The sequence below is a fragment of the Psychrobacter sp. FME13 genome (assembly GCF_014861395.1).
Lineage (GTDB): Bacteria > Pseudomonadota > Gammaproteobacteria > Pseudomonadales > Moraxellaceae > Psychrobacter.
Genome location: NZ_RRYV01000002.1, coordinates 43,943 through 70,903, shown reverse-complemented (window position 1 = coordinate 70,903; position 26,961 = coordinate 43,943). Strand labels below are relative to the sequence as shown.

Annotated in this window: 22 protein-coding genes, 1 tRNA gene and 1 pseudogene; 4 read left to right on the top strand and 20 right to left on the bottom strand. The window is 45.2% G+C overall.

Translation table 11 applies throughout. From position 1 onward, the window contains the following. Positions 1–181: pseudogene (locus EI164_RS00925) on the bottom strand (transposase); the annotation flags it as partial. 103 nt (positions 182–284) lie between these two features. Between EI164_RS00925 and EI164_RS00920 the strand changes: the two are divergent. The 4 genes from EI164_RS00920 to EI164_RS00905 all read left to right on the top strand — a co-directional run bounded on the left by EI164_RS00920 (position 285) and on the right by EI164_RS00905 (position 3,152). Next, positions 285–830, top strand: coding sequence for a hypothetical protein (locus tag EI164_RS00920; protein ID WP_192518122.1), 546 nt, complete (start codon positions 285–287; stop codon positions 828–830). Between the two features lie 60 nt (positions 831–890). Then, positions 891–1,622 (top strand): hypothetical protein, encoded by a 732-nt coding sequence (locus tag EI164_RS00915; protein WP_192518121.1) that lies wholly within the window; start codon positions 891–893, stop codon positions 1,620–1,622. Positions 1,623–1,695: 73 nt separating this feature from the next. Next, positions 1,696–1,771: transfer RNA gene (locus EI164_RS00910), tRNA-Arg, on the top strand. A 175-nt stretch (positions 1,772–1,946) separates the two neighbouring features. Next, on the top strand, positions 1,947–3,152 hold the full coding sequence (locus tag EI164_RS00905; protein WP_192518120.1) for a tyrosine-type recombinase/integrase: 1,206 nt from the start codon (positions 1,947–1,949) through the stop codon (positions 3,150–3,152). Between the two features lie 154 nt (positions 3,153–3,306). Here the strand turns inward: EI164_RS00905 and EI164_RS00900 are convergent, their stop codons facing one another. The 19 genes from EI164_RS00900 to EI164_RS00810 form a co-directional block, all read right to left on the bottom strand. Then, complete coding sequence (locus tag EI164_RS00900) at positions 3,307–3,732, bottom strand: hypothetical protein (protein WP_192518119.1); 426 nt, start codon at positions 3,730–3,732, stop codon at positions 3,307–3,309. A gap of 10 nt (positions 3,733–3,742) precedes the next feature. After that, positions 3,743–10,684 carry an SNF2-related protein gene (locus EI164_RS00895; protein ID WP_192518118.1) on the bottom strand — a complete coding sequence of 2,314 codons (6,942 nt, stop codon included), beginning with the start codon at positions 10,682–10,684 and terminating at the stop codon, positions 3,743–3,745. Between the two features lie 133 nt (positions 10,685–10,817). Then, positions 10,818–11,480, bottom strand: coding sequence for a DUF2829 domain-containing protein (locus tag EI164_RS00890; RefSeq protein ID WP_192518117.1), 663 nt, complete (start codon positions 11,478–11,480; stop codon positions 10,818–10,820). A 23-nt stretch (positions 11,481–11,503) separates the two neighbouring features. Further along, on the bottom strand, positions 11,504–12,232 hold the full coding sequence (locus EI164_RS00885) for a hypothetical protein (RefSeq protein WP_192518116.1): 729 nt from the start codon (positions 12,230–12,232) through the stop codon (positions 11,504–11,506). A gap of 304 nt (positions 12,233–12,536) precedes the next feature. Continuing rightward, on the bottom strand, positions 12,537–13,013 hold the full coding sequence (locus EI164_RS00880; RefSeq protein WP_192518115.1) for a hypothetical protein: 477 nt from the start codon (positions 13,011–13,013) through the stop codon (positions 12,537–12,539). 56 nt (positions 13,014–13,069) lie between these two features. Further along, complete coding sequence (locus EI164_RS00875; protein ID WP_192518114.1) at positions 13,070–13,288, bottom strand: hypothetical protein; 219 nt, start codon at positions 13,286–13,288, stop codon at positions 13,070–13,072. Continuing rightward, complete coding sequence (locus EI164_RS00870; RefSeq protein ID WP_192518113.1) at positions 13,269–14,009, bottom strand: hypothetical protein; 741 nt, start codon at positions 14,007–14,009, stop codon at positions 13,269–13,271. The genes EI164_RS00875 and EI164_RS00870 overlap by 20 nt, the downstream gene beginning before the upstream one ends. A gap of 15 nt (positions 14,010–14,024) precedes the next feature. Then, positions 14,025–14,867 carry a hypothetical protein gene (locus tag EI164_RS00865; protein ID WP_192518112.1) on the bottom strand — a complete coding sequence of 281 codons (843 nt, stop codon included), beginning with the start codon at positions 14,865–14,867 and terminating at the stop codon, positions 14,025–14,027. Then, the gene (locus tag EI164_RS00860) at positions 14,867–19,132 is read right to left on the bottom strand and encodes a hypothetical protein (protein WP_192518111.1); all 4,266 of its coding nucleotides are present in this window, start codon (positions 19,130–19,132) and stop codon (positions 14,867–14,869) included. The genes EI164_RS00865 and EI164_RS00860 overlap by 1 nt, the downstream gene beginning before the upstream one ends. 139 nt (positions 19,133–19,271) lie before the next feature. Next, complete coding sequence (locus EI164_RS00855; RefSeq protein WP_192518110.1) at positions 19,272–19,892, bottom strand: hypothetical protein; 621 nt, start codon at positions 19,890–19,892, stop codon at positions 19,272–19,274. Further along, positions 19,882–21,510 (bottom strand): hypothetical protein, encoded by a 1,629-nt coding sequence (locus EI164_RS00850; RefSeq protein WP_192518109.1) that lies wholly within the window; start codon positions 21,508–21,510, stop codon positions 19,882–19,884. Before EI164_RS00850 ends, EI164_RS00855 begins: the two co-directional genes overlap by 11 nt. 35 nt (positions 21,511–21,545) lie before the next feature. Beyond that, on the bottom strand, positions 21,546–22,199 hold the full coding sequence (locus EI164_RS00845) for a phage baseplate assembly protein (RefSeq protein ID WP_192518108.1): 654 nt from the start codon (positions 22,197–22,199) through the stop codon (positions 21,546–21,548). Further along, positions 22,196–23,083 (bottom strand): hypothetical protein, encoded by an 888-nt coding sequence (locus EI164_RS00840; protein WP_192518107.1) that lies wholly within the window; start codon positions 23,081–23,083, stop codon positions 22,196–22,198. Before EI164_RS00840 ends, EI164_RS00845 begins: the two co-directional genes overlap by 4 nt. Further along, complete coding sequence (locus EI164_RS00835; protein ID WP_192518106.1) at positions 23,083–23,487, bottom strand: hypothetical protein; 405 nt, start codon at positions 23,485–23,487, stop codon at positions 23,083–23,085. Before EI164_RS00835 ends, EI164_RS00840 begins: the two co-directional genes overlap by 1 nt. Before the next feature lies 1 nt (position 23,488). Then, positions 23,489–24,820: a hypothetical protein gene (locus EI164_RS00830; RefSeq protein ID WP_192518105.1), complete on the bottom strand. Its 1,332-nt coding sequence runs from the start codon at positions 24,818–24,820 to the stop codon at positions 23,489–23,491. A 9-nt stretch (positions 24,821–24,829) separates the two neighbouring features. Further along, positions 24,830–25,099 carry a hypothetical protein gene (locus EI164_RS00825; protein ID WP_192518104.1) on the bottom strand — a complete coding sequence of 90 codons (270 nt, stop codon included), beginning with the start codon at positions 25,097–25,099 and terminating at the stop codon, positions 24,830–24,832. Next, a complete protein-coding gene (locus EI164_RS00820; RefSeq protein WP_192518103.1) occupies positions 25,084–25,590 on the bottom strand; it encodes a hypothetical protein in 507 nt (168 codons plus the stop codon). Before EI164_RS00820 ends, EI164_RS00825 begins: the two co-directional genes overlap by 16 nt. Before the next feature lie 35 nt (positions 25,591–25,625). Further along, on the bottom strand, positions 25,626–26,252 hold the full coding sequence (locus tag EI164_RS00815) for a hypothetical protein (protein ID WP_192518102.1): 627 nt from the start codon (positions 26,250–26,252) through the stop codon (positions 25,626–25,628). Between the two features lie 79 nt (positions 26,253–26,331). Then, positions 26,332–26,961, bottom strand: a complete 630-nt coding sequence (locus EI164_RS00810; protein ID WP_192518101.1) for a hypothetical protein — start codon at positions 26,959–26,961, stop codon at positions 26,332–26,334.

Here is a 26,961-nt window from a genome sequence, read left to right as displayed (position 1 = left end):
CTTGTTTAACTTGTTCCCATACTAGACGAGGTTTGAGCTTGTCACCTTTAATATAACGGTTGATACGGTCATGACTGATGTTCTCAGGATGATGATCAGCATAGTTGGTGATGGTGTAGTTTATTTGGCTCACCATGAGATACTGGCAATAATCTAGTCGGGTTACTTTAGGCTTCTTCATGACTATTATGGTACTACGCTATGCTTTAGGTTGGCAATATATCTCTGGTTTTGCGTAAGTCCTAACAACCTTAATCCTTTTTATTAATAAGGAATTAAACACAATGCCTTTACGTCCTATTGATGCTATATTTGTTCATCCTAAACAACGCTTATATGTTGTATATTATCGCGGTGAATTATGGCAATTGCCACGTATGAAAATTGACGATAGATCATGGCAGAAAAGAAAACCTTATACTGACGACAGCCGCTCACTCTATCTGAGTATTCATCAAACAATCAGTGACCCAGTATTGGCACAAAAACTCCGGACCTTGAACTTGCCTGCCGCTGTACGTGGTAGCACGTTACCACGCTTTGAAGCATGGTGGGAAGCCCATGGTTTCAGCTGGTTAAAAGATAAGCTTTCAACAGGTGAGTCACCACTGGCTGCACATCAAACCAACGATTGGGCAACAGCAACTGATCAGCATGTTTTACTTTCAGCCTACTCACCTGTCACAGAAGATAAGACTCATGTACCCACAGCGATAGCAGATTTTAAAAATAGTGAATCGACGCCTACTGAGAGTACCGATATTTTTGCAGATATGTTGGCAGATTTAGCAGATGAGGTATTACATCAAAAGTATAGAAACACATTCTAGGTCAAGCATTATACGTTATTCAAACTCGAAATAAGTCAATTAAAATAAGAGCAGCACTATATGAAAGACTACAAGCTACTGCTCGCTGGTCTAATTTTATTATCGCTACTTCTCATTGCGGTTTTTGTTTGGTTATGGAGTAATAACCGTAAAAATACAGATCCATTGCCAATTATGTCAAACAACAATAAATCGGTGGCAATGCTAAATGAAGATGAGACAAATATCCTAGCCGATAGTCTCCTATATCTACAAGTAGAAAACAATCTACGCGCACCCTTAGCCGATATCATTACCCGCTTTGAGTCTCGCTACCCTCATGTACAGGTTGTGGCAAACTATGTATCCACCAGTGATATCATAACTTTGTCAAAGAACAATAATCATCCAAGCAAACCAGACGAACTTGTGTTTAGTATAGATATGATTATTGCCAATAATATATCTCGTGATGAGCTTTCAATATTGCAAAAAGAGCTAAATATTGTTCAAGACAATACCTTTAACGATGCTGATAAACTAGAAGCACGTACTCTAAATTCTTTTAATTATGCGGTAAAAGACAATCATACACTTGAAGGCGTTATTCTGACAGATAATACGACTGCTATTAAATTCCGTAATTTTTTACTATCAAGTACCGGACAAGACATTTTAAAATCATACGACTACGATAATATTGAAGGTTATAAGAATAGTGTCGATGAGCTATTTAATCCAGCCAAACTCATAAAAACTGATGCAGAGACCACCTCAGTCAATGTCGCTGATGCCCTTAGTAATGGTAAATAAAAAGAAATCATACCTATTTATCGTTTGTTGATTGCTTTTATGACTCGTTTTTTCTACAATGTCACTCCATAATGCGCCTATAGCTCAACAGGATAGAGCAGTTGCCTCCTAAGCGATCGATCCGAGTTCGAGTCTTGGTGGGCGCGCCATCAACCTATACTTCACTCTACTAAATTACCCCGTAAGCCTTAGGCTACGGGGTTTTTTAACGGATTAATCATACTATACTATCCCTTATCGTACTATTTACCCCCTTTCTATACCCTTAAAATAAGGGTATTCTTGAGGGTATCGACCGATACCCCAAAACAGGATACCCTTAAAATGGCTAGAATCATTAAACCCTTGACCGACAGTCAGGTAAAACAAGCCAAGCCGGAGAACAAGGCTTACAAGCTTGCCGACGGCGGCGGCATGTATTTGTATATCACAAAGCTAGGCGCTAAGTCTTGGCGAATGAACTACCTAAAGCCTATCACAAAGAAGTATGCCACCTTAACTCTAGGCCTTTATCCGGAGGTGACGCTCGCTCAGGCACGCGAACAACGCAAAGAGATTCGCGCGTTATTAGCAGAGGGCGTTGATCCGCAGCAGAAAAAACTAGAAGATGATCGTGAGAAGTTGTTGCTGTCTAATAATACGTTCGCAGCGATAGCTGAGGAATATATGGGTCGCAAAACACACATAGCAAAATCAACGCAAGCCAATAACTATCGGCAGATCAAGCGATTGAACAAGTATATTGGCGACACGCCTATGACTGATATTAAACCGATGGATATACTAGATGCTTGCCGCAGCGCTGAAGCACAAGGGTACTTAGAGACGGCAATAAAAATGCGCACAATGGCAGGTCAAGTATTTAGATATGCTGTGCAAACAGCGAGGGCAGAGCGAGATATCACACAAGACTTGATCGGTGCGTTACAGACACCAGTGACCAAACACCACCCAACCACACTTGACCCAAAAGACTTAGGTGAACTGCTAAATGCGATTGATGACTACCAAGGATCGTTTGAGGTTAGAACCGCTATCAAGCTTATGCCTATGCTGTTTGTGAGGGCTGGCGAGCTACGTTATGCCCTCTGGAATGACTTTTGTCTGGACGAGGGTACTTGGACGTTTACGCCTAGAAAAACGCAACGTAGGACAGGCTTATCTCTTATTGTGCCACTACCAAGACAAGCGATTGAGCTAGTACGCGAGCTATCACTACATGCTCGCAGTAAGTATCTATTCCCTGCGGTGCATACGACGGTCCAGCCTATGTCAGAAAACACAATGAACCAAGCGCTGAAGCGCTTGGGTTATGACGGTACTAAGCAAACTATACACGGTTTTCGAGCGACTGCCAGGACTTTAATTGTTGAGAAGCTGAAATACCCTGAAAATCTGGTGGAAATGCAATTAGGCCATAGAGTGCGAGATATGCACGGGCGTGCCTATAATAGAACGGTATTTTTGGAAGAAAGGCGCGACATGATGCAAGCGTATGCTGATTATCTCGATGATTTAAAGGCTGAATAAAACACTATCGTAATTAAGTATTTCTTATGGCTCCCGGCTGATATATAAGGGCTGCGGCTGTTTTGCGTTCATTTCTCGTGAACGCAAATGAACGCAAACAAAAAAGCCGCTAATAAATTAGCGGCTTTTTTGTTGGTTGTAACTTAAACTATAGCTAGTAAGCGAGCGTGCTATCCGCTACGCTGGCTCGTTCTTCCATATCGCTATCATATAGCACGTAATCAGGCTTGCGATCATCAAGCGTCCAAGTATTGTTGTTGACCGGCTTGGTTTTACTCATATCAAGATAAAAGGCGTCCGCTGCTACCAGTGTTTCAGCGTCACTACTTCCGCAATACTTGCCAGCCATATCGCTATCCGTCTCATCGCCTACGTTATAATCCATACGGCGTAGCACGTCTTTTAGTGCCCACCAATAAGGACCATAAACGCGGTATCGCTGTATATTGCTCTTTAGGCGATCAAAGATCACGCTAGCAGCAAACTCAGTAAAGTTTGCGTCTGGCTTGTTTTTAGCAAGCGACTTGATAGCGGCTTGCGTTCTATCCGCTAGATCGTCTTTATCAAATAAATAATTCATAGCCTTATCCTTAGATTGTAGTTTGCATGGTGAGTTCTTCTATTAAGCGCGGTCTATCAGCTATCATGTGCTGCCAAGCTGCCAAGCTTATCACCCAAACTTTCTTTTTACCGTACCAAAAATACGTTTTAGATGTTCCGTCTATATTAACACCACGACTTACCGCATAAGCCTTTATTGAGTCTTTATGCTCTTTAGTGTCACCACTAATGTAAACCTTGGTGTTTGGAGGTAGGTCGCTTTCGCTATCCGCCGCCTTGCTATTGTTTAATATAAATGCTCTTAATGTAAAGTCAACTTTCATATTGGCCTTAAGCGCGGTAATGCTACCACCTTCAAAAGCCTCAAAATACGCCTTCGCCTTTTCTTTATCTACCGTGCTTTTTAGGTCATCAAAACGTCCAAACTCATTGATATTATGCTCAGTCGCCCCGCCATCTAAAATCGCTTGCAGTTTTGATCCATCCAAACCTAGATTTTCTGAAAACTGCTCGACGCTATCACCATTTTTTGCCGCCTTGCTTGCCGCTTCACTGATAACAGCTTTTTTTAACGCTTCGGTAAAATACTCAATCACATCAAACGATCTAATGTAGGTAGGTGAAGCATCTTTGTAGGCAGTATTGATTAATGCTAGTTTAACATCGTCGCCAATATCTTTATCGATATACTTGTCATCGTATAGGTGATTGTCAAAAATAGCGGTCGCAATACCTTCAAAGCTTGCTGGGTCAGTCTCAGCCGTTATCGACTCTTTAGCGGATTTTACAGCGTCAAAAGTAGCGGCGCCATTCTCTTTTAGCAGGCTATAAAGAATACGGTCATTATCAACGACTTCTTTATCGCTTGCTGCAATCTTAACCCCGCTATTTTTAATGAGATCAGTAACGGCATTAAAGTAATCGGTCTGCCCTGGGTAGTAGTGATTGCGCTTAACAGTAACATCGTCCTTAGCCATAAAGGTTCCGTTATCAAGGTTAATCTCAAAGCCTTGTTTTTCATACTGAACCAACATCGCTTTAGCAAACGGCGTGCCAGCGTTTAAAACAAACAAGGGTAACACGATAGCGATAGGACTATTTTCAATATTGGCATGACTGCCACCGAAGTCAGCGCTCATGGTCCATACGGGTCTAATGCTATCATCGCGGTACTCTGCCACCTCTGGTATCATATCGCTATACTTGGTTGCCAGCGGTTTTAAAGCGCCTTGTAGGTGCAAGTTGTCCTCAAAGGCGGCCATTTGCTTTATTGCACTCAAGTAATCACCACTACCCTTGTTAATAACTTTATCTGTACTAGAGATAACCCCTGCTGGCGTGTTATTAGAGATAGAATAAACCCCGTTACTGCCACTAAATCGATCCTTGCCAATCTTACTTAGCGTCAGCTTACCGCTATCCATGCGAGCCACGTAAATAGCGTCTGGCCTATCACCAGCTTGCGGTTTAATAACGATTGAACCCACCTGAATGTAAACGCCATTCACAATAACCGCCTCTTTTCTAGCAATCCGCTCGCCAGCATCAGCGGGCAAGCTAATACCATCAATGCCTGTCTCTTCGGCAATGTAGTTTGCTGCAATAACGGACTGATTAATAAGCCCTTCAGCGGTTTCTTTAACCTCGTCATAAGCCGCTTGATAGATACCGCCCTCGTTGATAATAAGTTTATCGTTACTGAAGCTATAAGGGCTGCCTAGCACCTGTTTATTGGTAAAGGTCTTAGCCCACTCATCCGTCTTGCTTGGTGGGTACTCAGTAGTATCATTCATTATGCTGTCATAAATACTGTCTGCTGTGGTATCAGGGCTAGCAATACCACCGACAGGGACATACTTGTGCGTTTTATTCCAATCCTCAGCCTGCTCATAACGCTGCACACTCACCGAGTCTAAAATATCATTTAGCTGGTCAAGCGCGATCTGTTTTGAGTTCTCATAAAGCAGCTCGTTCTTTTTGCGGGTGTCTGCCTTGGCAGTAGATTTCTCATTTTTAGTGAGAAGCTTTCTATTGTCACGAATAAGGCTGACCACATTGATAACAGCCTGTTCATAAAACTTATCAAGAGATAGGTTTGCCATCATGCTAGCCTGCTCATTCACTACGTCCATATTGATACTTTGACGCTTAACGGCGGCATTGTACCGAACCTCCTTCTCTTTGGCGTCTTTGGTGGCCTGATACTCACGCATAGCGTCTTTATTGCCCATTGTGGAGATAAGCGCGTCCTGTTCAGTGCGCGAAATACTACCTGTGACCTCAATGGTGTTTTTACCATCGTCTTTTAATACACTACTGATCCACTCGTCTTTTTTATCAATCATCGTGCGTTTAAACTCATCAAACGTACCATCAGCATCGTAATGATAAATAGCCACCTTTTGCGTTTTGTTACCTTGACGCGCGCCGCGCCCGTTACGCTGCTCTAAGCTATCAGGGGTCCAACCGGTTGTTAAATGGTGGATTGCCTGCGTACCACGCTGCAAGTTAATACCGACCTCAGCTTTTTTGTTGGCAATAATCACCTGATACTGATTGTCGTCACTCTCAGCGTTAAAGCCATCTTGAATATCGATCATCTCATCCGGTTCATTGTTAATCTGACCGGTAATGATCGCGATTTTGCTGGCTGGCACGCCTGCACGCTTAGCAATCAACTTTTTAATCTTGTTGTGCAAAAACAGATGGTCGCAAAAGACAATCTGCTTAACGATAGTGCTAGTCGTACCGTCTGCATTGGCACCGCGCGGCTCTGCTTGTTCGGTCTTAAAATTCTCAAGCATGGCGGCGATTTTTGCTGAAGTGGTCACATCAAGATTAAGCTTGTCTTTATCTGCGATATCTTCAAATCTTGATTGCGTTTTACCGTTTAGTGTGTCGACGACAATGCGCTTTCGACCATCGTGCAACACTATCTTAGCCTCAACCGTGATTTTATATTCTTTAAAAACCTTTGTATCACCGTCTTTAGTGTAGACCGCTTTAGCATTATCCTCATTGGTATAAGGGCTTAGGCGCTTACGGCTATCTGAATAAGATTTTTTATTAAACTTATCAATCACTGATTGCGCAAGCTTTTCTTGTGACTTCTCAAAGTCGTAGAAGGTTGCCATTTCGCTAAACTCGCTATCAGCAATCATGACATCCATCTTGCGAATGAGGTTAAACGGGTGAGCCATCAACTCCACTTCTTCGCCGTACTTTTTTTGAATAATACTAAACGGGCTATTGGGGTTAAACGGGCTTTGCGGGTGATTGGGGTTGTTAAGCTCATTATCGAGCTGATCTTTTTCAACCTGTTTAGCGATGGTATAAGCATCTTGGAACATACGCAGCTGATCCGTTACGCCTTCGCCTAAATTAACCTCAACGGCGACCTCTTCACGATCTGGGATAACCACCGACATACCGACATCTTGCGCGTCTTTAATAACCGCATTTGATCCAATGACAGTACGCAAGATATTAGCGTTGCGAATACCGGTAAAGACGTTTTGCGAGCGTTCGCCGCCATCAATAGTGGGCATCACCTCTTCTTGAATCTGGCACATGATCTGAATGAAGTCATCAGCGCCATTGATACCGCCGCACATTTTATTAATCGTATCACGGCCGCTTGCCAGCGATAACATAGAGTAAATCTCAAGCGGACTATTGGTGATAGGCGTCGCTGTGAGTAGCTGTACACCATCGTTATTAGGCGTGCTGCCACGCACATACCAAAGCTTGGCTTGCGCATCCTCACCACGCGCTGATTGACCAGGCTGTGATAGGTATTTAATGCGGTCGTCAGTGTTAGGTGCGGTAATCGAGTTTTTAAAGGCGTGGGCCTCATCGATCACCACGCTATCTACGCGCATATCTTCCAAAAATGGCGCGTTACTGTTCATCGTCAAACGCTCGATAAGATCAGCGGTTAAACCATTTACTTTCTCATTGTCTTTTTGCAACTCTTTTTCTGAAAAGGCGGTATCGTTTTGTTTGATGTAGTCCGCATAATCGCCTAGTGTGCTGTCCTTTAAGCGAATGCGCTTGAACGCCTCAAACGTCATGAATATTTTGCGGTACTTGCCATCGATAGCGCTTAGTAAGTCCTCGTCATATTTGTTTGACATGACACGGAATTTTTCACCATCCTCACGTAGGCCCACAAAAATACAATCATCGGTATTTTGATAAGCAAAAGCAGCCTCTTTGCGCCAGTTGGACAACACGCTGTTAGGAACCACAAAAATTGTTTTCTTTTTAACGCCAATATTATGCACATGCTGGACGCTGGCAAGTGAGGTGAAGGTTTTACCAAGTCCGACGCCAAAGCCGTTAATACCGCCAAAGAAGCGGCCTTGCTTGCGCACCTCGGCATTCTGATAGCCATGCAAGCTAAGTTCGGGGTTCATGCCAGCAATATCAATCGGCGTCTCATCTGCATTCTGAGTGAAATATAAATTGTCTTCATTGGTCATCATATCCTCAAGACCTGACATGATGTTTTTATTGGCTTTAACCCATGAATTAAACTTGATGTTAGCGGTATTGATCTGCTCCGTCATCCAGTTTAGGGCCTCACGCTGGCTCATAGTCTCAAGCTTAACGCTGCCTAGCGTGACGGTTCCTTTGCCAAGCCAATCACCGATACGATTATACAGCTTGTCCTTGTCTTTTTTCTCAAGACTGTCTTTGGTGCTACTGCCTTTAATATCGATATCTGCAATGCCGCGACCTTGTGCGTTATAAGCGACAAAAGCGTCTTTATGGACCGTTTGCTTTAAAAACCTTACCTTGTCTTCAGCACTAATAAGCGGGGTACGAAGATCAAGCTCAAGGCGCTTAACATCGATACGCGCCACACTGTCACGGGCAATAGATTTTTGCTTAATAAGTTTGGCTTTAATCTGCTCATTATTAGTAAGTTCAATCTGCTTATCAATATCTTTTAAGCGGTCCGACAAACTACCGACTAAGAAGTCATTAGCGGCGATAATTTGGCTGCCATCATGATTGACAAACCAGTCATCGTTATTGATAGGATCAGCGGTAGGATCAATCTGTTTTAGCTGCTCAGGCGTGATATGAAGGCTTTTATTTTCGTACTGAATACGTGCAATAACGCTTTGATAACTCTTAGCGGCGCCATTATCGACAACCTCGCTATTTATATTACCAAGCCAAGCGTCGTTATACTTGCCATTGGCATAATACAGTGCTACGAATTTATGATCTTGCTTGGCGTCACCAGATAACTTAGCGTTTTTGCCATCTAAAAAGGCGTATTTCATAAAATCTGTGATTTCAGGCTCGCCATTCTTAAAGTCATAGCCATATTCATGTAGCTCAATAGCCTCCCGGATAGCTTGCGCACACAATACACAATTCCATGCAGCGGGGCGATCAGCGATGGCACTTTTTGAGGCGCGATCTAACATGGACAAAGCATCGCTAGGGATTAATCCTGCTTGACCCGTTTTTTGGCTATACTCAAACGTGGCGCTTATCTGCTCATAGGTCACGCGAGCCATCACCATGTCGATAGCACTACCCATGCTGGCAAGTTGTTTTTGTATCTCAAGCTCAGTGCTAGTCACTTCTTTTTCTATCGCCTGCCAGCGTCCGTCTTGATACTCTAATTGCTTGCCATCTTGAAATACGACATCGCCGTTTTTGTAATCAATAATTTCAACACCTGCCGAACCCAACATATCCCAGTCGATACGGCTGTCACCAAACTTTTTAAGCATTTTTGACACTTTAGGGTTTTTCTTATTCTCCTTAACGGTCTCAATCTCTTTACCCCATTGGTTTATGGTTGTAGTTTCGTCACCTAAGATGAATTTTTTATGTTCAGCTTTTTTAAAGTAATCACCGCTTAGGTAGTCATCCCAAAATACTTTTGATTGAGCAAGGGTATCAATACCGCCGCCATTGTATAGGTCCATTATCTGATCTGTGGCATCGCTACTGTGTTTGCGATAGATAACAACATCAGTCACAACACTTGCGCCAGTTTGATCAAAAACCTCTGTTGGCATACGATATGCCCCCAAGAAGTCGGCTTTTAGGCTGGTGAGCTTGCGTAGTTTTTTCTTATCGTTCGCGCGTCCTGATACGACCGAAGTGGGCGTGATAAATACCGCTAATCCGCCATATTTTAGCTTCTCAAGTGATCTTAAAATAAAGTAATTCTCAAGCGACTCTTTTCTATAGCAGTCATCCTCTTTCGGATTGTCACCGCGCACCTTGTTACCACCAAACGGTACGTTAGTAATAATCATATCAAGGCTATTGTTCGCCATGATTTTGGCCTGCGCCTCAAAAGGAGAGATAATCGTTTTACTGCGCTCACCATCATTCAGTAATTGAGCAATGGCCCCCGATGTCTCATCAAGCTCGATACTATCAATAACAGCGCTTTCTGGGCTAGTCGCTGCAAACACACCGGTCCCCGCACTTGGGTCAAGCACCTTGCCGCCACTAAACCCCGTCTCGCTTGCTAAGTCCCACAAGGCGCTAGCAACATCTAGCGGCGTATAATACTCGTACTGACTACCACGAAGCCGCTTACCGTTCTCATCGGCTTTAGCCTTTAATCCGCCACCACTACCGGTATATTTAGCAAGTGTTTCTAACTGCTCATCGGTTAAGTCGTCACGGGTTAAGCCTTGCTCTTTAATGCTTGCCAGCAACTCGATAGCGGCGTCATTGGCTTTTTGGCGGGCGGCCGCCTTTTCAGGAACCGCAATACTAGATCGGTCAACCATTTGGCTGGACTGATCTTTAGTACCTGTGTTCGACTGCACCGTGTTGTCTGTTTTTAACTTGGCGAACGCACCCAGCTCTTTTAAGACAGATAACAAGTCTTTAGCAGTGCTTGCGCGGCTTTGAATATTATCAGACGCCTTGAAGCTGGCAAGCGCGGTCCGAAGTCTTTTTAATATAGCAAGTTTCTCTTTCATAATTGGTGGCCTGGTTGGTGTTATCGATTCCTTATTATGAGGTATAACGACTTGCCAGCTTTTAGTGTGTTCCACAAAAAAGCCCTATCTTTTTGATAGGGCTTGGTAAGAGGCAAGGCAATTACTTACTGTACTAGACAGCCAGCATCCAGTCCGTAGTAAGTGCGTCCGACTGGCTGATAGTCCACGGTACAACTTCGCCGCTTGCGGTTTTAAGGGCGATATACGCACCGTATGGCACCATGTCATCAGGATAGTCGCCCACTAACACGCCCTTGGTGTTACGCTGTGCTGGATAGCTTGCGGCTGGCACGATATACACAAACATACCCTTGCCGTTCCAGCCTTCACGCTGCACACGCTCGCCCACTTCCATCAGGTGTAGGGCTGTGCCAAAGTCAACAAGATCACCTTCTTTGATTGGGTGTTCGCTTCCACCTTCCACAAACTCACAGCAATCACATAAAGAGCCGCCACTTGCCAGCGTAGCGATTTCATCTTCGGTTAATTCGTGTTCGGGATCAGAAGGTGCGGTGCATTTAACTGGTAAGTCGCCTGTTTGTCCTGCAGTACATTCATAAAACTGGTCATCAAACATTTCTTTGGGCATCCACGATACATAACCGTCAAACTCCAAAGTATTAGGCGAACTATTGATATCTTCAATCAAATACCCCTTATCGCTACCATCTTCATCTGCCGGTAAACGCCAGCCTCGCAAGTCGTTATACTCTTGACGGCTCATTGGCTTGGCATTTACTTTTTTTAGTGCGTTAAATCGTTTCATGTCTGCCATGATTAATCCTTTCTTAGTTGATTTTAGGCTGCAAGCATATCGGATTTATCATCCGTAAACTGTATGGCAGTCATAATAGTTTTAGCATATCCAGCAATAAGATCGCGCTTATCACGTCCATTGATGACATAACGCGCCAGCACAAACTCATTAAAAGTGCCAAACGTAACATAATGCGGAATACTTTTGCCGGTAAACAGACCTTGCATTGATCCGGTTACTAATATGTCGGCTGAAATATCGGGTTCAAGCGCAAGATCGGGGTTGTTAGCAAGGTCTACGCCTAGTATTAACCCCAACTTGATATAGTTATCGAGCCACGTAAGCTGGCAATCCCCGCGCCCAAAAAATAGGTGAGGATAATCAGATTTTAAGTAAGCCGGACGGCTAAGATTGCCATTACGAATGCCATAAACAACCCCTTTGCTGTTTTTAAACCATTGACCATAACGCTTTTTGCGACCCTTGCCATACTCATTAATAGGAGTCATGGTTGTGGCGCTCTCATGCCATACAGTCGCTAGAATATAGGCGGCGTGCTGCGGCGACAGCTTGGCACGGTTGCAAGCTGCCATAATACGGTTAAAGCCATCTACTTGAGATTGACTAAAAGAGCCTGCTAGCTTGCGTCTCAGATAAGCCCAGTTAAAATCAAGCTGTTTGCCTTGTGCTAGGTAGGCTCGTTGCGAGTCACCGCCCCACCAACCATCAGCAAGTACGCCCAGCTCTTTTTGCATTTCAATAATTGCCATGATTACACCTCTTTTTGTTTAATTGGTTTGCGTAGGCCGTGCGCTCTTTTGCATCGCCTAATAATCAACTTTTTAAAGTGCCAAATATTTAAAATCAAAACGATTGTTCGAGCTGCTGTGGTAGACCACGACGGCTCAAAACTACTGCTTGGTAGTGACGCTGAGACTAAGAATATCCATACGATAATCCAGCCGCCCAACTGTCCAAGGGTTTCTTTTGATGTTGTATTGAATCGATCTGACAATAAACAACAGGTGCATATCATGAGGCCAGTAAAAGCTAATAATGTGTTGATGATAGGTATCACTTATCACCCCCTGAGAATCTATTGATCCATTTTAGGATAAGGTTTTTAACAATAGACTGAACACCCACCTTGAGATCGTCATCTGCTGACAATTCTAGTATCATGCGTAAAAATATCGTACCAAGTAGTCCACCAAAAAAAGCGGTTAGCATCATAATGGCGACCGTTGGCTTGTCATTGATTGCTGGCAAGATAACGAATGAGATGATAAAACCAACCACTATCGCTAGCAGCAGATTGCCCCAAAATGTGCCTTGCTTCTTCATGTAATCGTTGGTCATTGCAAGCCCTGCGCCCACAAAAACCAGTAAAATTGTCGCTACTAAAAAATACCAATACGGTAAACTTAGATATAAAAAGGTGTGAGGCTCATTGAGTTGTACCATCACACTGACTGCGCTAATAACCGTACCGCTACCTGACAATGCCAGTAGTTTGGTTGTCTGCACAGCTGAATAGTATTTGTCTGGCATTGTCTATCCCAATTAAATTGATGATTAAATATAATCACTGTCGTGATCTGATTGCGTTATCTGCGTATCTGATTGGTTTTAATGATGGCATCAAGACGACTAATAACAGCAATTTTATGTAGATGCTCGCTTTCTAGGCGCTTAGACACTAAATCAAAACTTGACGATGTTTTGTACATTGTTAAAAAAGATAGTCCTATTTTAAGCGCTTCTGGCAAGCTCATATTGCCGTGTTCCACCATCACAAACGCATCATCAAGCAACGCACTCTGCAATAACTCTGGCGATCCCTTGTAAGCTATCAAGGGTGAGAAATCGTGACGGCTCATTGCTGCCATCACCTCCTTGACTAATAACGGTTAAACCTTTGTTTTCACAGCCCAGCACTACGAAGTGAGATAGTGCATCAACCCCTACGCTATAGGCATCATGCAATATATTAAAGTTGCCGTTAGCATCCAATCTATCGATAATCTTGATACGGCTTTGTATCGCCTCGTTAATCTCGTTATCAGTCATGCCCGCATCAATCACGTCCCACTTGAGATCGTCGCTACTGTCGCCGCCAATCACGGATGAGATATCACCACTAAGCTGGCAGGCCATTTGTCCGACAATCCAGTCGTAGACATTCTCACAAAGACCCTCAAGTACGACGACATGAGCGCCTAGCAAGTGATTAACATACATATCACCCACTTGGTGGCACTTTGGCACATCTGACTGAATAGTAGGCAGGGCGTAACCATCAATATCACTGTCCCCGATATGCTGGCTTTGCGATATCGCTTGGTGATTAAGTAGGACAAAATAACGCTCTTGTGCGGTTAACTTGCCAGCCAAGCTAGGATTGCCCGTTAAGTGCGAGATCATGGCGCTTAATCGTTTTTCATTGAATGCCACGGGTATCTTGGCAATATCCATTGCTTGCCCTATCTGAAGGTCGGGCAGCAATACATTGGTCTCTAAAAGCTGTACGTCTAAAGTAGTTTCCATGTTTATCCTTTGGGGTTAACGACCCATATCTATAATATTTTGTTGGTCCCATGCGGTGAGGGATAAGAAGGTGACTTGCACTTTGACAGCTATACGGTTGCCGTCCTTGGTCATTGGCGCAGTAATAGGTGCTGATACGCTCTCAATCACCAGTGGCTTATAGGTTTTGCCGCCGTATTGCAGTTGAACCATTGGCGGTATCTCTGACGGGAACATGGCTGATAATCCCTCATCAAGCGCACCGACAATCAGCGATGTGTTTGATAAGCTCTTAGCGGACGCCCAGCGCTGCAACTGACTCACCGCTGCCTCAACCTCGGTTGCGGCATCAGCCCATGCTTGAAAGACAAGGCTACCAGTGATGCGTACTGAGTTTGACGAGGTGAAAATTTGGCGGCTATTGAGCTTGGTAAAGTTGGATTTACCCAGCAGTCCCTCTAGTTCAGCTTGGCCTTTTTCAACAATACCTTTGGCGCCGATGAAGCTAGCAGCCGCATCAGCCGCGTCAGCGACTACGCCACCACCAGCAGCAAACAAACTGTAGCCAGCAGCAGCGGCCTGCCCTGACTGAATCATACCCATTAAGTTAGGTAGTCGACCCTCTGGGTTTGAGGACTCAAAAGGGGTGCTGTACTGCGACTCGATGGTGAATTCAGCATCCTCAAAGATAGACTCAACCGTAGGCTGGTTGGTATCAACCTCATAAGTCTGTGCCCCTTGCCCGCCCTCAATATTCCCTTCGATCACGGGCCGTATTTTGACGACAAGGTTTTTATTTAAACCCTTCTCGCCCCAGGTGCTACCAATGGTATTGCCATTGGTAGTCTTGTTTTTGTTGGTGGCTGGCGCGTTTGGCATTAGTTGCCTGCCATGTCAGACATCGCTTGCATGGCGATAGTCATCAACTTGTTTTGATAGACCTCACTTGCAGCCTCAAGTTTTGCGGTAAGCTCGCTATTGCCCTCAGCTTCTTCAGCAATAGCGCTTAGCGCATCAACATCAAAAATCTCTGGGTCAAAGTCGCTTGAGTTTATCTCATTGACTATGCCGTCGACTTTGGCGGCTAGGTTGGCTGTGTTGAAGTCGTCAAGTGGGCTGGCTTGATTTAGCCAGTCGTTCGCCTTTTTAATATAATCTGATAAGTCGTTGGTGTACTGGTAATCAACAATGTTTCCGTTTTCAGATTTTTCGATAGTGAAGTCTCTAGGCGCTTCTTTTGATGACTGGCCGTCATTGTTTTTGAATTTACCGTCAATCTCGACCTTGCGATTAGATACTTCTTTGGCTGCTTGGAATACCCCTAAGCCTGCATGTCTTGATTCGATAAAGGTGCTAAAACCAAGCGATTCTGCCATTTTGTTAAGCTGATCCAAACGGTTTTCTGTTAGCGGCTCTCTGGCCTCCCATTGGTCGGCGTTATTCATAGCATCTTCGTCATCATTAGCGTAAGCAGCATAAGGGTTGCTGGATGAGTAATTCTTGTCGCTTGTGGTAGCTTGGTTGTCAGTCACTACCGCTTCTTCTACTACCGTCTCATTAAACATATCAAGCGTCCCTATAGTGTCGGTATTATCATTAACTTGGTTGTTGGCGTGTGCGATAACATCAGCGAGTGATAGCGGCTCAGGCTCACCGAACATATCTAGTGTTTGACGGCTTACGCTGTCCTGCTCGATATAGCTTGCCATTGCATTGAAATAATCGGTCATCTTCTTAGCACTGCGAGCATTAGCGGCTAGGAATACCGCAAGTTCAGCGGTGGCATCGTCCACTTGCTCAAATAACCCTTGTTGCAGCACGTATTCTTTAATATCTTGATTGCTAAGCTTGGCGTTCATAATCATGTTGGTGGCATCAACAATGGCGTTTTTAACCTCGTCGCTTAGCGACTGCTCGACACTATCAACCACTTTTTCAGCCAAGTCCTGCGCGTCACTACGGTTGACCGCTTGTGCTGCTACAAACTTAGGCGCGGCCATTGTTAGGGCGTTTAGGGTGTTTTGTAGCTCAGGCTTTGTTTGATCTGCCATCATCTCAAGCAAGCGGTCATCGTCATAGGCTTTACTGAACAATGCGCCTTTAATGCGAGCGACTAGCGCTTGAGTTGGATTGCCGTTACTGTCGGTATATTGCGCCGCTTCTGTCGCGCCTAGGCTGGCTAGAAACGATTTTACGAATGGGCGGTTACTGGCGGCTAAGATGTCGCCTGACTCGCTAGGATCGAATAGCTCTAACATGCCAGCATTAACACGCTTAGCATCTGATTTGGCGCGTTCTGAGGCGGTAAAGCTTAGTTTGTCGTCTTGGTTCGCTTCTACTGCAAACTCACTACGGTTCACTTGCGTGGTACGCATACGCACAAGGATAGGCTGCTTATAGCTCTCTACTTGCTTAGCGGTCATACCGAACATATCAGCGTTCTCAGCAAGCCATTCTCTGTACTCGCTAGCATCGCCATTGGCGTAGGCCATCTTGATCGCAATAGTGCGACCGTTGCCGCTTTCTACCACTAGGTCATCACCCACGATAGGCGCGCCGGTATCAACACGGCCAGTACGACCTAAGCTCTCAGGATCAAGTTCTCTTGAGGTTTTTTGTACCCAAGCAATAGAGGATTCACGCGCACGGTCACGCGGCTGTAGCTCTTGTGGGTATTTAGGGTTTTTGCTGCCGTTCGCGGTATGCGAGGCGATCAAGAATTTAGCATCAACTAAAGCAAAGACGCTTTCAATTTTGGTGCCTTTAGGGGTTTTGGCCTTATTGGATTTGCCTTTGGTGATTTTTTTGTTGTTGGGGTTGGTTGGGGTGTGATCTGGATCGGTGTCGGTTTTCAAAACATCCGCGCCATTAGTTAGGGACAAAACTGACATATCCGCGCCTAAGCCTTCTAAGTAGTTAGAGATAAAGCCTTTAATCTCGGTTAAGCTGCCGGATAATTTGCTATCGTTATTTATTGATTTTATTGATGCCTCGTACTGGTTATCATCGGTTTTAGTAACTGATATATAGCTCAGCTCGCTAAACGAATCAGCAACATAGGTACTAGTATTTTCATTAGGATTAGTATCAGCTAATTCGTTATCAGTGTTGTGATTTGCGGTATCTTCGATAGATGTCTCGTTTAAAATAAACATATTCAGCACCCCATCGACTGTTGCAAGGTCTGCCTTATCGAACATAGTTTGATCTTGGTTGACATCCTCACTATTTGGTGCTTTAATATTAAGTGTGCTTGAAGCAACCCCTGAATAGTTATCAGGGATCGCTGTTTCAAGCACATTGTCAAACTGGTTGACATCACTGTCATCCGCTTGGTAAGATTCATCTAAGAAGTCTTGGTATTGGCTAGATCCGGTGAACCCATCAAATGTATTTTTGGTGATAGTATCCCCTAGAGCTGCTAAGGCTTCTTTTTTGTCTATACCTATGTCATATAAAACCTCGCCTTCGTTATTCTTCTCCAGTACGACTCTTGCTGCTTTTAGATTGCCACCTACTACCACTGCAACATTCAATACATAATACCCTTCGATATTAGAGCCTTTTTCTTTGTTCAAAGCAGTGTAATGCCCATATTTGCCCTGTTTAATCATTTCAGGAATAGCGGCCACCAGCTTTAGTTTTTCACGAAACGTATGATTTGCTTTAGCAATATGTTTACCACCGCGCCGTCTCAACAAAACATCACTGTCAATGGCAGGACAGAAAACAACCTTATCTTTTAAATTGTTGTCAAAATATGCCATCGCATTGTTTTTTGCTGTTTTAAAATCAACATCCTCACTTACGTCAATCTCTTTACCTGTGATAGTGATAGGTGCTGCGACATCGGTGTCATCTTGCGTAGTGCTGTCTTGGCCAGCTGGCTCTGCTACAGTTTCGTCAACTACCGACGTTTCTATAACAGGTTCGACGACCGGCTCAACCACAAGCTCAACTTTAGGCGCTTTCATAGCCGCATCAATCTGGCTATTTAGGCTGGCAATATCTTGATCCAACTGCTCGATAGTGGCAGTCTTATTTTCAATCGTCATTTTTGCTTCTGCTAGCTCATTATCTAGCTTTAAGCGCTTGGCTTGTGTACGCTTAAATGGCATAGAGTTTTTGGCAGCTACGCGCATGATTCGACTAGCCAGCGCAGGCAACTGGACGTTATCACCTTGTTTTGGTGATAATGCGGCGGTCACATCACGCTTGTTTAACATCCATTTCCAGCTAATCATGATATCGCTTGGCATTAACTTGGATGGCGTACTGTCTGGATTGTGGAACCAGATAGACAATTTTTGACCGTCTGATAGATCAAACACAAAGGCAATATTAGTCACGCCCTGGCGCTTAAATGGCTTGGTTTCAGTGACATTAGTAACTGATACCGTATCGTTACCGGCACGGCTCATCGCGTTATATAAGCGATCTTTCAATAGCCCTAAACGGTTTTTGGTGTCCATCAAGGCATCAAAGCTCTGCTCAGGTTCAGCGCCCAGCAAGTCGAGTACGTCTGCAAGCTCAAATTCGTTTACTAAGTCGCTGCGAGTATCGGCACGAGTCATGTCTAGCATGAGTGTGCTATCACGCCCGTCATGGCTTAATAGCTCTGCTCCTTCGCCCCACTCCACACTGTCAAAGGTAACGCGATCAGCTTCATAAGCAAGCTCTGAGGCGGTAATGATCGGTAGGTAGTTTTTATCCTGCGAAGGGTTGTCCATAAGCTTGTTGATGGCGTCAACTGAAAACGTGCCAGCGTTCGATTGATTGATACTGTCAAACTGAACCAATCCCTCACCAATCACTTTTAGGTTAGCTGCGCCTAGGCTGTCAAGCTGGGTGCGCGCTACCACGGTAGCGTGATCGGCATCCATAGCGCCGCCAACCGCAATACTATCGACATACAAGCCCTGTTTATCAAAGGCGTTTAATACGTGCCAGCTATCATCAGCACTACCGACTGCACTATCAAAACTATAGCCGTCACTGCCCGTACTATCCGCTAGAATGGCTGGCAAGTCTCGCTTGTTGCCAGTGATTAAACCTGTTTCGTAGCGGCTATACTGGCTAGTAGGCTGACCATTGATAGTTGTTTTATGGTGAGTATGCGCTTTATTGAGTGTGATATATGCCATTGCAGGACGCCTATGTTTGTTAGGGATAATAAGATAGGTTTATTGTGACAAGGTTTGGCGGCTATGCAGCGGGGGTGTTCCGCTGAATGTTAGGCAAAGAAAAACCCACTTCAAAGAGTGGGTTATTAGCTAAGAGATATCATCGCTCAAACATAAGTGGCCTGAGCTTCTGAAAGGTTACTGGCACTTTGACAATCTCACTACGCCCCGTACTACTAATCTCAGGACGGGCGCTTTTGGCACCAACGAGCCACGATCTATTGATAACTGGCTCGCTATTGGGTTTCTTATGATTGATAAGCCCAACGCTTAATTTAAAAGCGTACTTTTTCGACTCATTCATCGTGCCATCGTCATTAAACGCTAGTTTGTGACAGGCGCGGTATGAATTAGAGATATCAGCATTAAGGGTTTCAATAAAGGTCATGTCCATATCGTCCGATGACTTTTGCGTCAAATAGCTGGCTTGATATGCGCCTGCATAGAATGACTCACTCTCAGCACTGCCTAGCGACATATCCGCCTCAGTTGCTAGGTAGCATAATGTTTTATCTCTAAACCAAGGAATGTTAGGGCCATTGCCGAATATGTCTTCAATCTTGACCACATACATACACTGCAATAACGCTTCATGTACCCGTAATTTACCATAGAGTAACTGTAAAGACTGCATGTACTGCGAATTGGTTGCCGTACCTACTTTTACGCGCCCAACATCATTTTTGCTAGCGATTAGCCCTTGCACTAGATCAGTCCTCATAGTCATCCTCCATATCGTCTAGGCCATCTGGCAAGTCGTCGTCTTCAGGATTATTGCTCATATCGGCATTACTAGGAGGTTGCGGCATCCCTGCTGGCAAGCCCTCTTCGCCCATTGGTGGCGCGGTAATGGCAATAGCGACCTTCTCTGCAAAAGATAAGTCGTAGTCCAAGCGGTCTTCAAGCATGAGTTGTGTCGCCTCTTTGCCAAGTCCCAAGTCCTTTATCATCTGTACTGCCTGCATCTCGATAGTCAGTGTGTTGGCTTTGTTTTGCTTATTGCTTAGTGCTTGCGCGGTAGCGGCTCCAGCATCTGAGAAGAAGTCAAACTGCCACGGGTACTCTTTAGCATCAAAATATTCCCCGTACTTGATACCCCAATGAATGCTCATTAAGTGATTAAAGGCATCAATTAACGAGGTGCGAATAAGGTTAGATCGACGCATAATTTGTGCGGACGTTTGAAAAGACGCGCCATCACCCAGTCCGCCTGCCAGCATATCCGCCCAACCGACTAAGGATAAATCAATCCCCAGACCACCTGCCACGCGGCGAAGGTTGAGCATGAGCGTTTCAGGGTTTAGTGGCATATTGCGCTGTGATAAATCCCCTACTGATTGCAATATCTGCTTATCACCCCATTGCGGCAACACATGATATTTGGTGCCGTGTAATGCCTCACCGCCTTTAAACGCCTCTTGTATCTGATCGCGGTAGTTGGTCAGCATATCGGTGATGGATTTCTTATACTTTGTCTGTTGTCTGGGCGGCATCCCCTCCATGTTGACGGTTAAAAAGGCTTGCTTGACACTATCGGCTATTTGCTGATTGTTCAGTCCTGCAAGGCTAATAACAACATCCTTCCACGGCTTCTCTACTGGATAGAGGAATGAGCCACCGATTTCCGCTGGCAAGATGGGATTGTCACAGCGCTCATCATAGATCAGCGTTTTTCTGTCTTGCCATACCTGCATGGTCATCTGCGGTATCACCTCGATGCGCTGCATCTTGACGCGCAATAGCTGTCTAGGAGTAAGCTTGGCAATAGAGCGCTCGTAGTCCTCTTCCTCTAACCCATGAAAGCCGACTGTCTCGCCTGCCTGCTCAAACGGCATAATAAGCGATGGCGCGGTATGGCGATTGTTCATAAGTCCTACCACGCCCTTACGCTTGTCAGTATAGATACGTGCGTAACTGTCCCCATAGGCGATGGCTTGACGCGCTAAGGTGAAGGCGTAACGGTTAATAATGGGCGCAATATGCAATGCCTCACGCTCCACCCTATCGCGCAACTCTTTTGCTCGTCGACCTTTACCACGCACGCGCTCATGCGGGGTAATAAATATCATGTCACCCGTGGTTTCATGCCCGCCGAGTGCTGCCGTAACATGCAAGCTTAATGCCTCTGCTATTTGTGGGTCCTTTTGCATCAGCTCCCACGTTGAGTAGATATCTTGACGGGTTCGCGGCGCGTTTTCAGGGCTGTTAAAGGTGCCAAGCTCCATCTGATTAAGCGCTTCATACTGGCGATTGACATCGCCAATGCCCGCTGGCGTGGCAGACCGTTTCATCTCACGATTGCTAATCAGCATGTTTGCCATGGTATTAAGTAGTTTCATGTTTTACGCCTATTAATGCTGTGTTCTAGCAAATGTTATTGTGGGCCGCTGGTTGAGCCGCCGCCAGTATCAACGCCGCCATGTTTATGAGATTTAAGCGATATGCCGCCCGCCTTGATATCGCCTGTGGCAGACACACTGCCATTGATTGTCTGGTTGCCGTAAGAGGTGCTATTGCCGTTGACGGTATGGCTGCCAGTGATTGACTGATTGCCTTGCATTGAGTAGTTGCCCACTTGTCCGATGTTGCCTTTAACGCTCGTTTCTGCGGTGACGTTAAAGTTACTGGCATTAAGATTGACGGTGGTTGCATCAATAGTGATGGTTTTGGCTTTAATATGTACCAAGTCTTTAGCGTCCAAGGTTATTCTGGTGCGTGCTAGTAGCTCGATATTTTCTTGACGTATGCGGCGAACATCCACCACCGCTCGCCCTTGCCCGTGACGACGGTAAAAAGCAATCACTGGCATTGAGGTGTCGCCTTGCTCAAAGAACACCCACACATCAGCACCAGCTATCAGCTCGCGCTCTGTGTCCATGTCATCATCGCCTATCGGGTAGGCAATCATGGCGGTGATGCCTTCTTCTACGCCATCCGTAAGCCCTGCGATAGAAACTTTAGCCGTGCGATTGGTGTTGTCGTAGCTGATAAGTTTGGCGGGGTGTATGTATGGTGATACAAGACTCATGATCTATCCTCCACGCCAGCAAGCCACGCTTTTGTTGCCATAACAGCGGGACCGCCTAACGCTCCTGACTCGAATCGGTGCGCGGCGGTTAAGGCTACCAATGTTTTGTTGTCAACCGTTATAAGCTTGCCTGCGTCCAAGCGCTCGTCGAGCTGGCGAGTAATAGTGGCTTTGGTGATAAGTATGCGCCGCAAGTTCTGTAGCTCGCGGTTGTCTGCTCGTGGGTAGTATTCTATTGAGCGCTCAGTCCGTGCTGACCCTAATATATCTGAGCCATTGTCATCGATAGACAGATAATTGACGTTGCCGTGCCGGATAGCATTGGGATTGTTGATCCATTGCACGGCGCTTTTATCAAACAAGGTCGCCGCGCCTATCATTAGCTCGTTTAGGCGAATGACTGACAAACCGTTATTAGTATGACAAATAACCGCCGACTCTTTTTGCAGTGCTTTAGCAATGGCCACGGTTGGCATCTGACCTTTCAGGCAAATAAAGCTGGCAAGTTTGATGTCTTTTTTAATGCGGACTTTAGCGCCCAATGCGCGGTACACCTCGTTAAAGCTGGTATTATCTAGGCTGACTGCCTTTTTGGTGACGCCTAGCAGTGGCTCGCATCCTGATAAGACAGCAATGATATGCAGCGCGGCAATGCGCTTGCCAGCCTTGATAGATTGCTCATTGATAACTTGTGATTTAACGATGGTCAGCGACACGTCTTTAGGGGTGGTCAGCGTCTTATCAATTAATAATAGCTTATGCAATCGATCATCCGCTTTGACGACAAGCTCAATGGTGACAGGTACGGGCACAAGATCAGTGCGATAGATTGCGCTAATTAGATTGGTGCCGATTTGACTGCCATCTTCGAGCTGAATATTCATTAGATTGGCGCACCCACATCGTCAATGACAACGCTTATTAGCCCTATTGATTCAAAAAACTTAAACGGGTCAATATCAATCCCTATATAAATATTATCAGGCGTAACCGTTACGCCTTTTTGATACTTGACTACTTTATCCATCGCTTGCTGTGCCAATACTAAATCAGCACCTTTAGTTTTTAGAGGGGTGTCTGCAAGCGGTGCATCAGCAAGTGATAACACAATAGGTTTAATGACTGCTGAACATACAGCATAGAGATTGCCGTCTGCGTCTTGATAGTTTGCTTGTGTAAATGTATTAACATCAGCAAGGCTCTCCCCTGCTATGAGTGCAAGTTGATTAGCTTGTGGCATAAGTAGCTCGGGCACTACTAAAGTAATTCTGTGTGTGTATTGGCTCATACTAATACCCTCCTGTTACGGTAACTGTCCAACCACGACTACGCAATGTATCAATCGCCGCTTGCCCTGTAGCAGACGGGGCACTACCGCCGGACTGGTCAAATGCTCGTGTACCTGACGCAATACCTGACGCAACCAGTGATGCTAATATACCGTCAATGCTAGATTGAGACAGGTTTGTGTCAGTGAAGGTGTAAGTAAAATTACCACCCTTTATATTGTCAAACATATTTTCTGGGAAATCCACTAGGGAGGTGTTGTTATACCAAGCACCATAGAAATTAGTGCCACTACTTGTGTCAATCAAGGGAAATGATGTTAAGTTGTTGTTATACCAAGCAGTAGCGAAATTAGTACCACTACTTGTGTCAATCAAGGGAAATGATGTTAAGTTGTTTCCATGCCAAGCACGATAGAAATTAGTGCCACTACTTGTGTCAATCAAGGGAAATGATGTTAAGTTGTTGTTATACCAAGCAGTAGCGAAATTAGTACCACTACTTGTGTCAATCAAGGGAAATGATGTTAAGTTGTTTCCATGCCAAGCATAAGAGAAATTAGTACCACTACTTGTGTCAATCAAGGGAAATGATGTTAAGTTGTTGTTATACCAAGCAGTAGCGAAATTAGTACCACTACTTGTGTCAATCAAGGGAAATGATGTTAAGTTGTTTCCATGCCAAGCATAAGAGAAATTAGTACCACTACTTGTGTCAATCAAGGGAAATGATGTTAAGTTGTTGTTATACCAAGCAGTAGCGAAATCAGTAATCCCTACAAAGCTCTTAACAGCACCTTTACTCAATAAATAAGAATCTACCTTGCTCTCATCATCAGCAGACAACTCCCCTTCTCTTAATATTAGACCTACAATATTGTTTGATGAGAAATAACTACCGCCTAAAGTAAAGTTTCCAGCTGGTATATCGACACCATAAGTTGCTGTACCTGTTGTTGACGCTATCGTCATCGTACCCACCAAGCGGGTTGGTAGATTGATAACAATCGCATCGTCCACTTTATCCAGTGACAGTCTGGCAAGGTTGTCTTTGTAAACAGGTCTAGCAGCACTTACCGTCTGAGTAGCGTGATTGTTGTTGCCTGATTTATCTAACATCAATGCCACAGGGTCGCCATCTTTAGTGACTGGCACTGTACCTGCTACGCCTTGGAATAGCGTTGACTTGTCAGATGGGTCGTACCATGCGCCTTGCTGCCCGTCTGCAAATAGGTATAAAAGATTGTCATTTTTTAGCACTAGGCTACCAAAATGTTGCGACGATCTTAGAGATATGCCGCTTCTTAAATCCAAACTGCCAAAATGCTGAGCCATAACCAACCCCTATCTAATAACAACAACCGATTGATCGGCGTCAGCATTAAGCGCATTAAGGCGCAACCATACTGGCGCGTCTCTATGAAAATTAGCGTGCTCAGCAAGGGTGATACGCATGAAAACATCTGTGTCGCTAGCAGGTTCTGCGCCGCCCACCACCAAGTCAAAAAATGTCTTATTGTAGGCATCTCTATCGTTGACCGACTGCACCTCACACTGACTGGGCGCTAACTGCACCCATTCACGAGTTACTAAAACCTCTATAGTTTCTGCCATGTTGTACTCCAAAATTTATCTTTAAAAAACTCGTCTAAGGCGTTATTTTCGGGAACCTCAACACTAAACGGCTGACACTGGAATGCCTCACGCTTCATCAACTCAAGCGAATCTTTGTAATATTGCAGCGCCTCGCTTGATAACATGCCAGCGGGTTGTACGCCTAAATTCTGTGCTCCCTCCATGCGGCGGGCTTGCACAAGGTCGCAATGAGCGCGAACCACTGGCTCAATAATCAGCCAGTCATCCACACCTAAAACGGTACTTGCGTCAATCACCAGTAGCGGCTTAACACACGAGGCGTCGTCTTTTGGACAATGCTGCAACTCACCTGACCAGCCAGCATACTTCTTAGTATTCACGATCATGATCTTAACGACATCGGTAAGCATGACCGAAGAGCCAGTCGTTACTAGCTCTTCGTAAAGCTCCTCGGCGGCATCTTGCAGCGATCCGATAACATGATGGGCGTCTGTGCTAGTGGTGCTCATAACTTAGCCTTGGCTGTATTAATTAAGATTAGGGGTTAACCGAAGATAGTCACGCCGTCTAAACCACCCTGCGGTACTAAACTGCTAAGGCTGCCGAGCGCATTGGTCAAGGTGTCAGCGAATACATCCGCGCCGCTACCGGTTGCGCCAATCTTACCGCTTTGGCCAAAATAGTTATAACGGCATGACGCTTGCACTTGTAAGATTTGACTACGGCTGGCCGCATCGATTTCACCGCCGCCATCGGTAAAGGTGATTGCACAATCAATCAGTTCATACTCACGGCTGCCTTTGATGTTATCGCCGTCACCGACAAAACCGTCATAGATGCGAACGAGTGGCAAAATACCGCCATGTTTAACCGCGATGTCTTCTGCAAACTTTGAGATCGCGCCGGACTCTGTTTCAATTAGCGTCCACTGACCTTCAAAGTTGGTTTTAACCGTACCTGCTACGTGTGCTTGTAGACCGCGCGCATAGTCAACATCAGCGCTATCATTGTGACTGACGATAGGACGCTGAAAGTTTTGAGTAAGCAAGTATAGGTTGTTGTAGCCCTCTGGCACTAAAACGGCGTTACACGCCAGCATAGCCGCGCCTAGTGATTTTGCGGTTTCGTACTGTTTGCGGTACGCCTGAGCGCTAGGAGTTTTGGTTTTCATGATCGGCCCTATAAGATGATAAGTAATAGGGCTATTTTGACGTGCTTTGGGCGGGCGGGTTTAGGGGTGTTCCATAGGTTTAGTAAGGCGAAAAGTTAGCGACTTGAAATATCTCACCTGCCAGCGCAACCTGAACGCCCATGTCTTCAGTATCGATACTAACAGCCACCTCTGGCACAATCTGCCACGGCACCAAGCGAGATAGCGTGGGTGCAAGCTCTGATAGCTCAGTGATGTCAGTATCAGAGTCAATCTTGATGCGAATGCGGCTGGTCAAAAATTTTCGCACCCCTTGCGACTCACTTAAATACAAAGGATAGCTACCTGCCTGCGCTATCGAGTGCCAAAGCCTAACTATTTTATTCTGATTTGGGTACAGCATATCAAGCATGAATTGCAAAAAAGCCAGTCCGCGCTCGCTTGCCATCGACCCCCAGTTGGCATAAATAGTGCTCATAAGTTTATCGGACAAGCCCCCGTCATTGCGACGTAGCACTGCCAAGCCGTTAAGCTTGGTAAAACGCTCAACCACAGTGGCGCTACCAAGCCACGGCACACCATAACTATAGATATCATTGAGTTGGTTTACTTGATACTCTTGAACCACAGCAGTAAAAACACCTGCCATTGCCCGCTCAAGCTCGCCCGCCTTATGAGTAAAGGCAAGTGGCGCTAAAAAGTCACTAGCGCTAAGGGTTGTATTGTCCAT

Bases quoted from the DNA above. Each gene is read 5' to 3' on its own strand.
- EI164_RS00920 (WP_192518122.1), top strand. From the start codon at position 285: ATGCCTTTACGTCCTATTGATGCTATATTTGTTCATCCTAAACAACGC.
- EI164_RS00915 (WP_192518121.1), top strand. From the start codon at position 891: ATGAAAGACTACAAGCTACTGCTCGCTGGTCTAATTTTATTATCGCTA.
- EI164_RS00905 (WP_192518120.1), top strand. From the start codon at position 1,947: ATGGCTAGAATCATTAAACCCTTGACCGACAGTCAGGTAAAACAAGCC.
- EI164_RS00900 (WP_192518119.1), bottom strand. From the start codon at position 3,732: ATGAATTATTTATTTGATAAAGACGATCTAGCGGATAGAACGCAAGCC.
- EI164_RS00895 (WP_192518118.1), bottom strand. From the start codon at position 10,684: ATGAAAGAGAAACTTGCTATATTAAAAAGACTTCGGACCGCGCTTGCC.
- EI164_RS00890 (WP_192518117.1), bottom strand. From the start codon at position 11,480: ATGGCAGACATGAAACGATTTAACGCACTAAAAAAAGTAAATGCCAAG.
- EI164_RS00885 (WP_192518116.1), bottom strand. From the start codon at position 12,232: ATGGCAATTATTGAAATGCAAAAAGAGCTGGGCGTACTTGCTGATGGT.
- EI164_RS00880 (WP_192518115.1), bottom strand. From the start codon at position 13,013: ATGCCAGACAAATACTATTCAGCTGTGCAGACAACCAAACTACTGGCA.
- EI164_RS00870 (WP_192518113.1), bottom strand. From the start codon at position 14,009: ATGGAAACTACTTTAGACGTACAGCTTTTAGAGACCAATGTATTGCTG.
- EI164_RS00865 (WP_192518112.1), bottom strand. From the start codon at position 14,867: ATGCCAAACGCGCCAGCCACCAACAAAAACAAGACTACCAATGGCAAT.
- EI164_RS00860 (WP_192518111.1), bottom strand. From the start codon at position 19,132: ATGGCATATATCACACTCAATAAAGCGCATACTCACCATAAAACAACT.
- EI164_RS00855 (WP_192518110.1), bottom strand. From the start codon at position 19,892: ATGAGGACTGATCTAGTGCAAGGGCTAATCGCTAGCAAAAATGATGTT.
- EI164_RS00850 (WP_192518109.1), bottom strand. From the start codon at position 21,510: ATGAAACTACTTAATACCATGGCAAACATGCTGATTAGCAATCGTGAG.
- EI164_RS00845 (WP_192518108.1), bottom strand. From the start codon at position 22,199: ATGAGTCTTGTATCACCATACATACACCCCGCCAAACTTATCAGCTAC.
- EI164_RS00840 (WP_192518107.1), bottom strand. From the start codon at position 23,083: ATGAATATTCAGCTCGAAGATGGCAGTCAAATCGGCACCAATCTAATT.
- EI164_RS00835 (WP_192518106.1), bottom strand. From the start codon at position 23,487: ATGAGCCAATACACACACAGAATTACTTTAGTAGTGCCCGAGCTACTT.
- EI164_RS00830 (WP_192518105.1), bottom strand. From the start codon at position 24,820: ATGGCTCAGCATTTTGGCAGTTTGGATTTAAGAAGCGGCATATCTCTA.
- EI164_RS00825 (WP_192518104.1), bottom strand. From the start codon at position 25,099: ATGGCAGAAACTATAGAGGTTTTAGTAACTCGTGAATGGGTGCAGTTA.
- EI164_RS00820 (WP_192518103.1), bottom strand. From the start codon at position 25,590: ATGAGCACCACTAGCACAGACGCCCATCATGTTATCGGATCGCTGCAA.
- EI164_RS00815 (WP_192518102.1), bottom strand. From the start codon at position 26,252: ATGAAAACCAAAACTCCTAGCGCTCAGGCGTACCGCAAACAGTACGAA.
- EI164_RS00810 (WP_192518101.1), bottom strand. From the start codon at position 26,961: ATGGACAATACAACCCTTAGCGCTAGTGACTTTTTAGCGCCACTTGCC.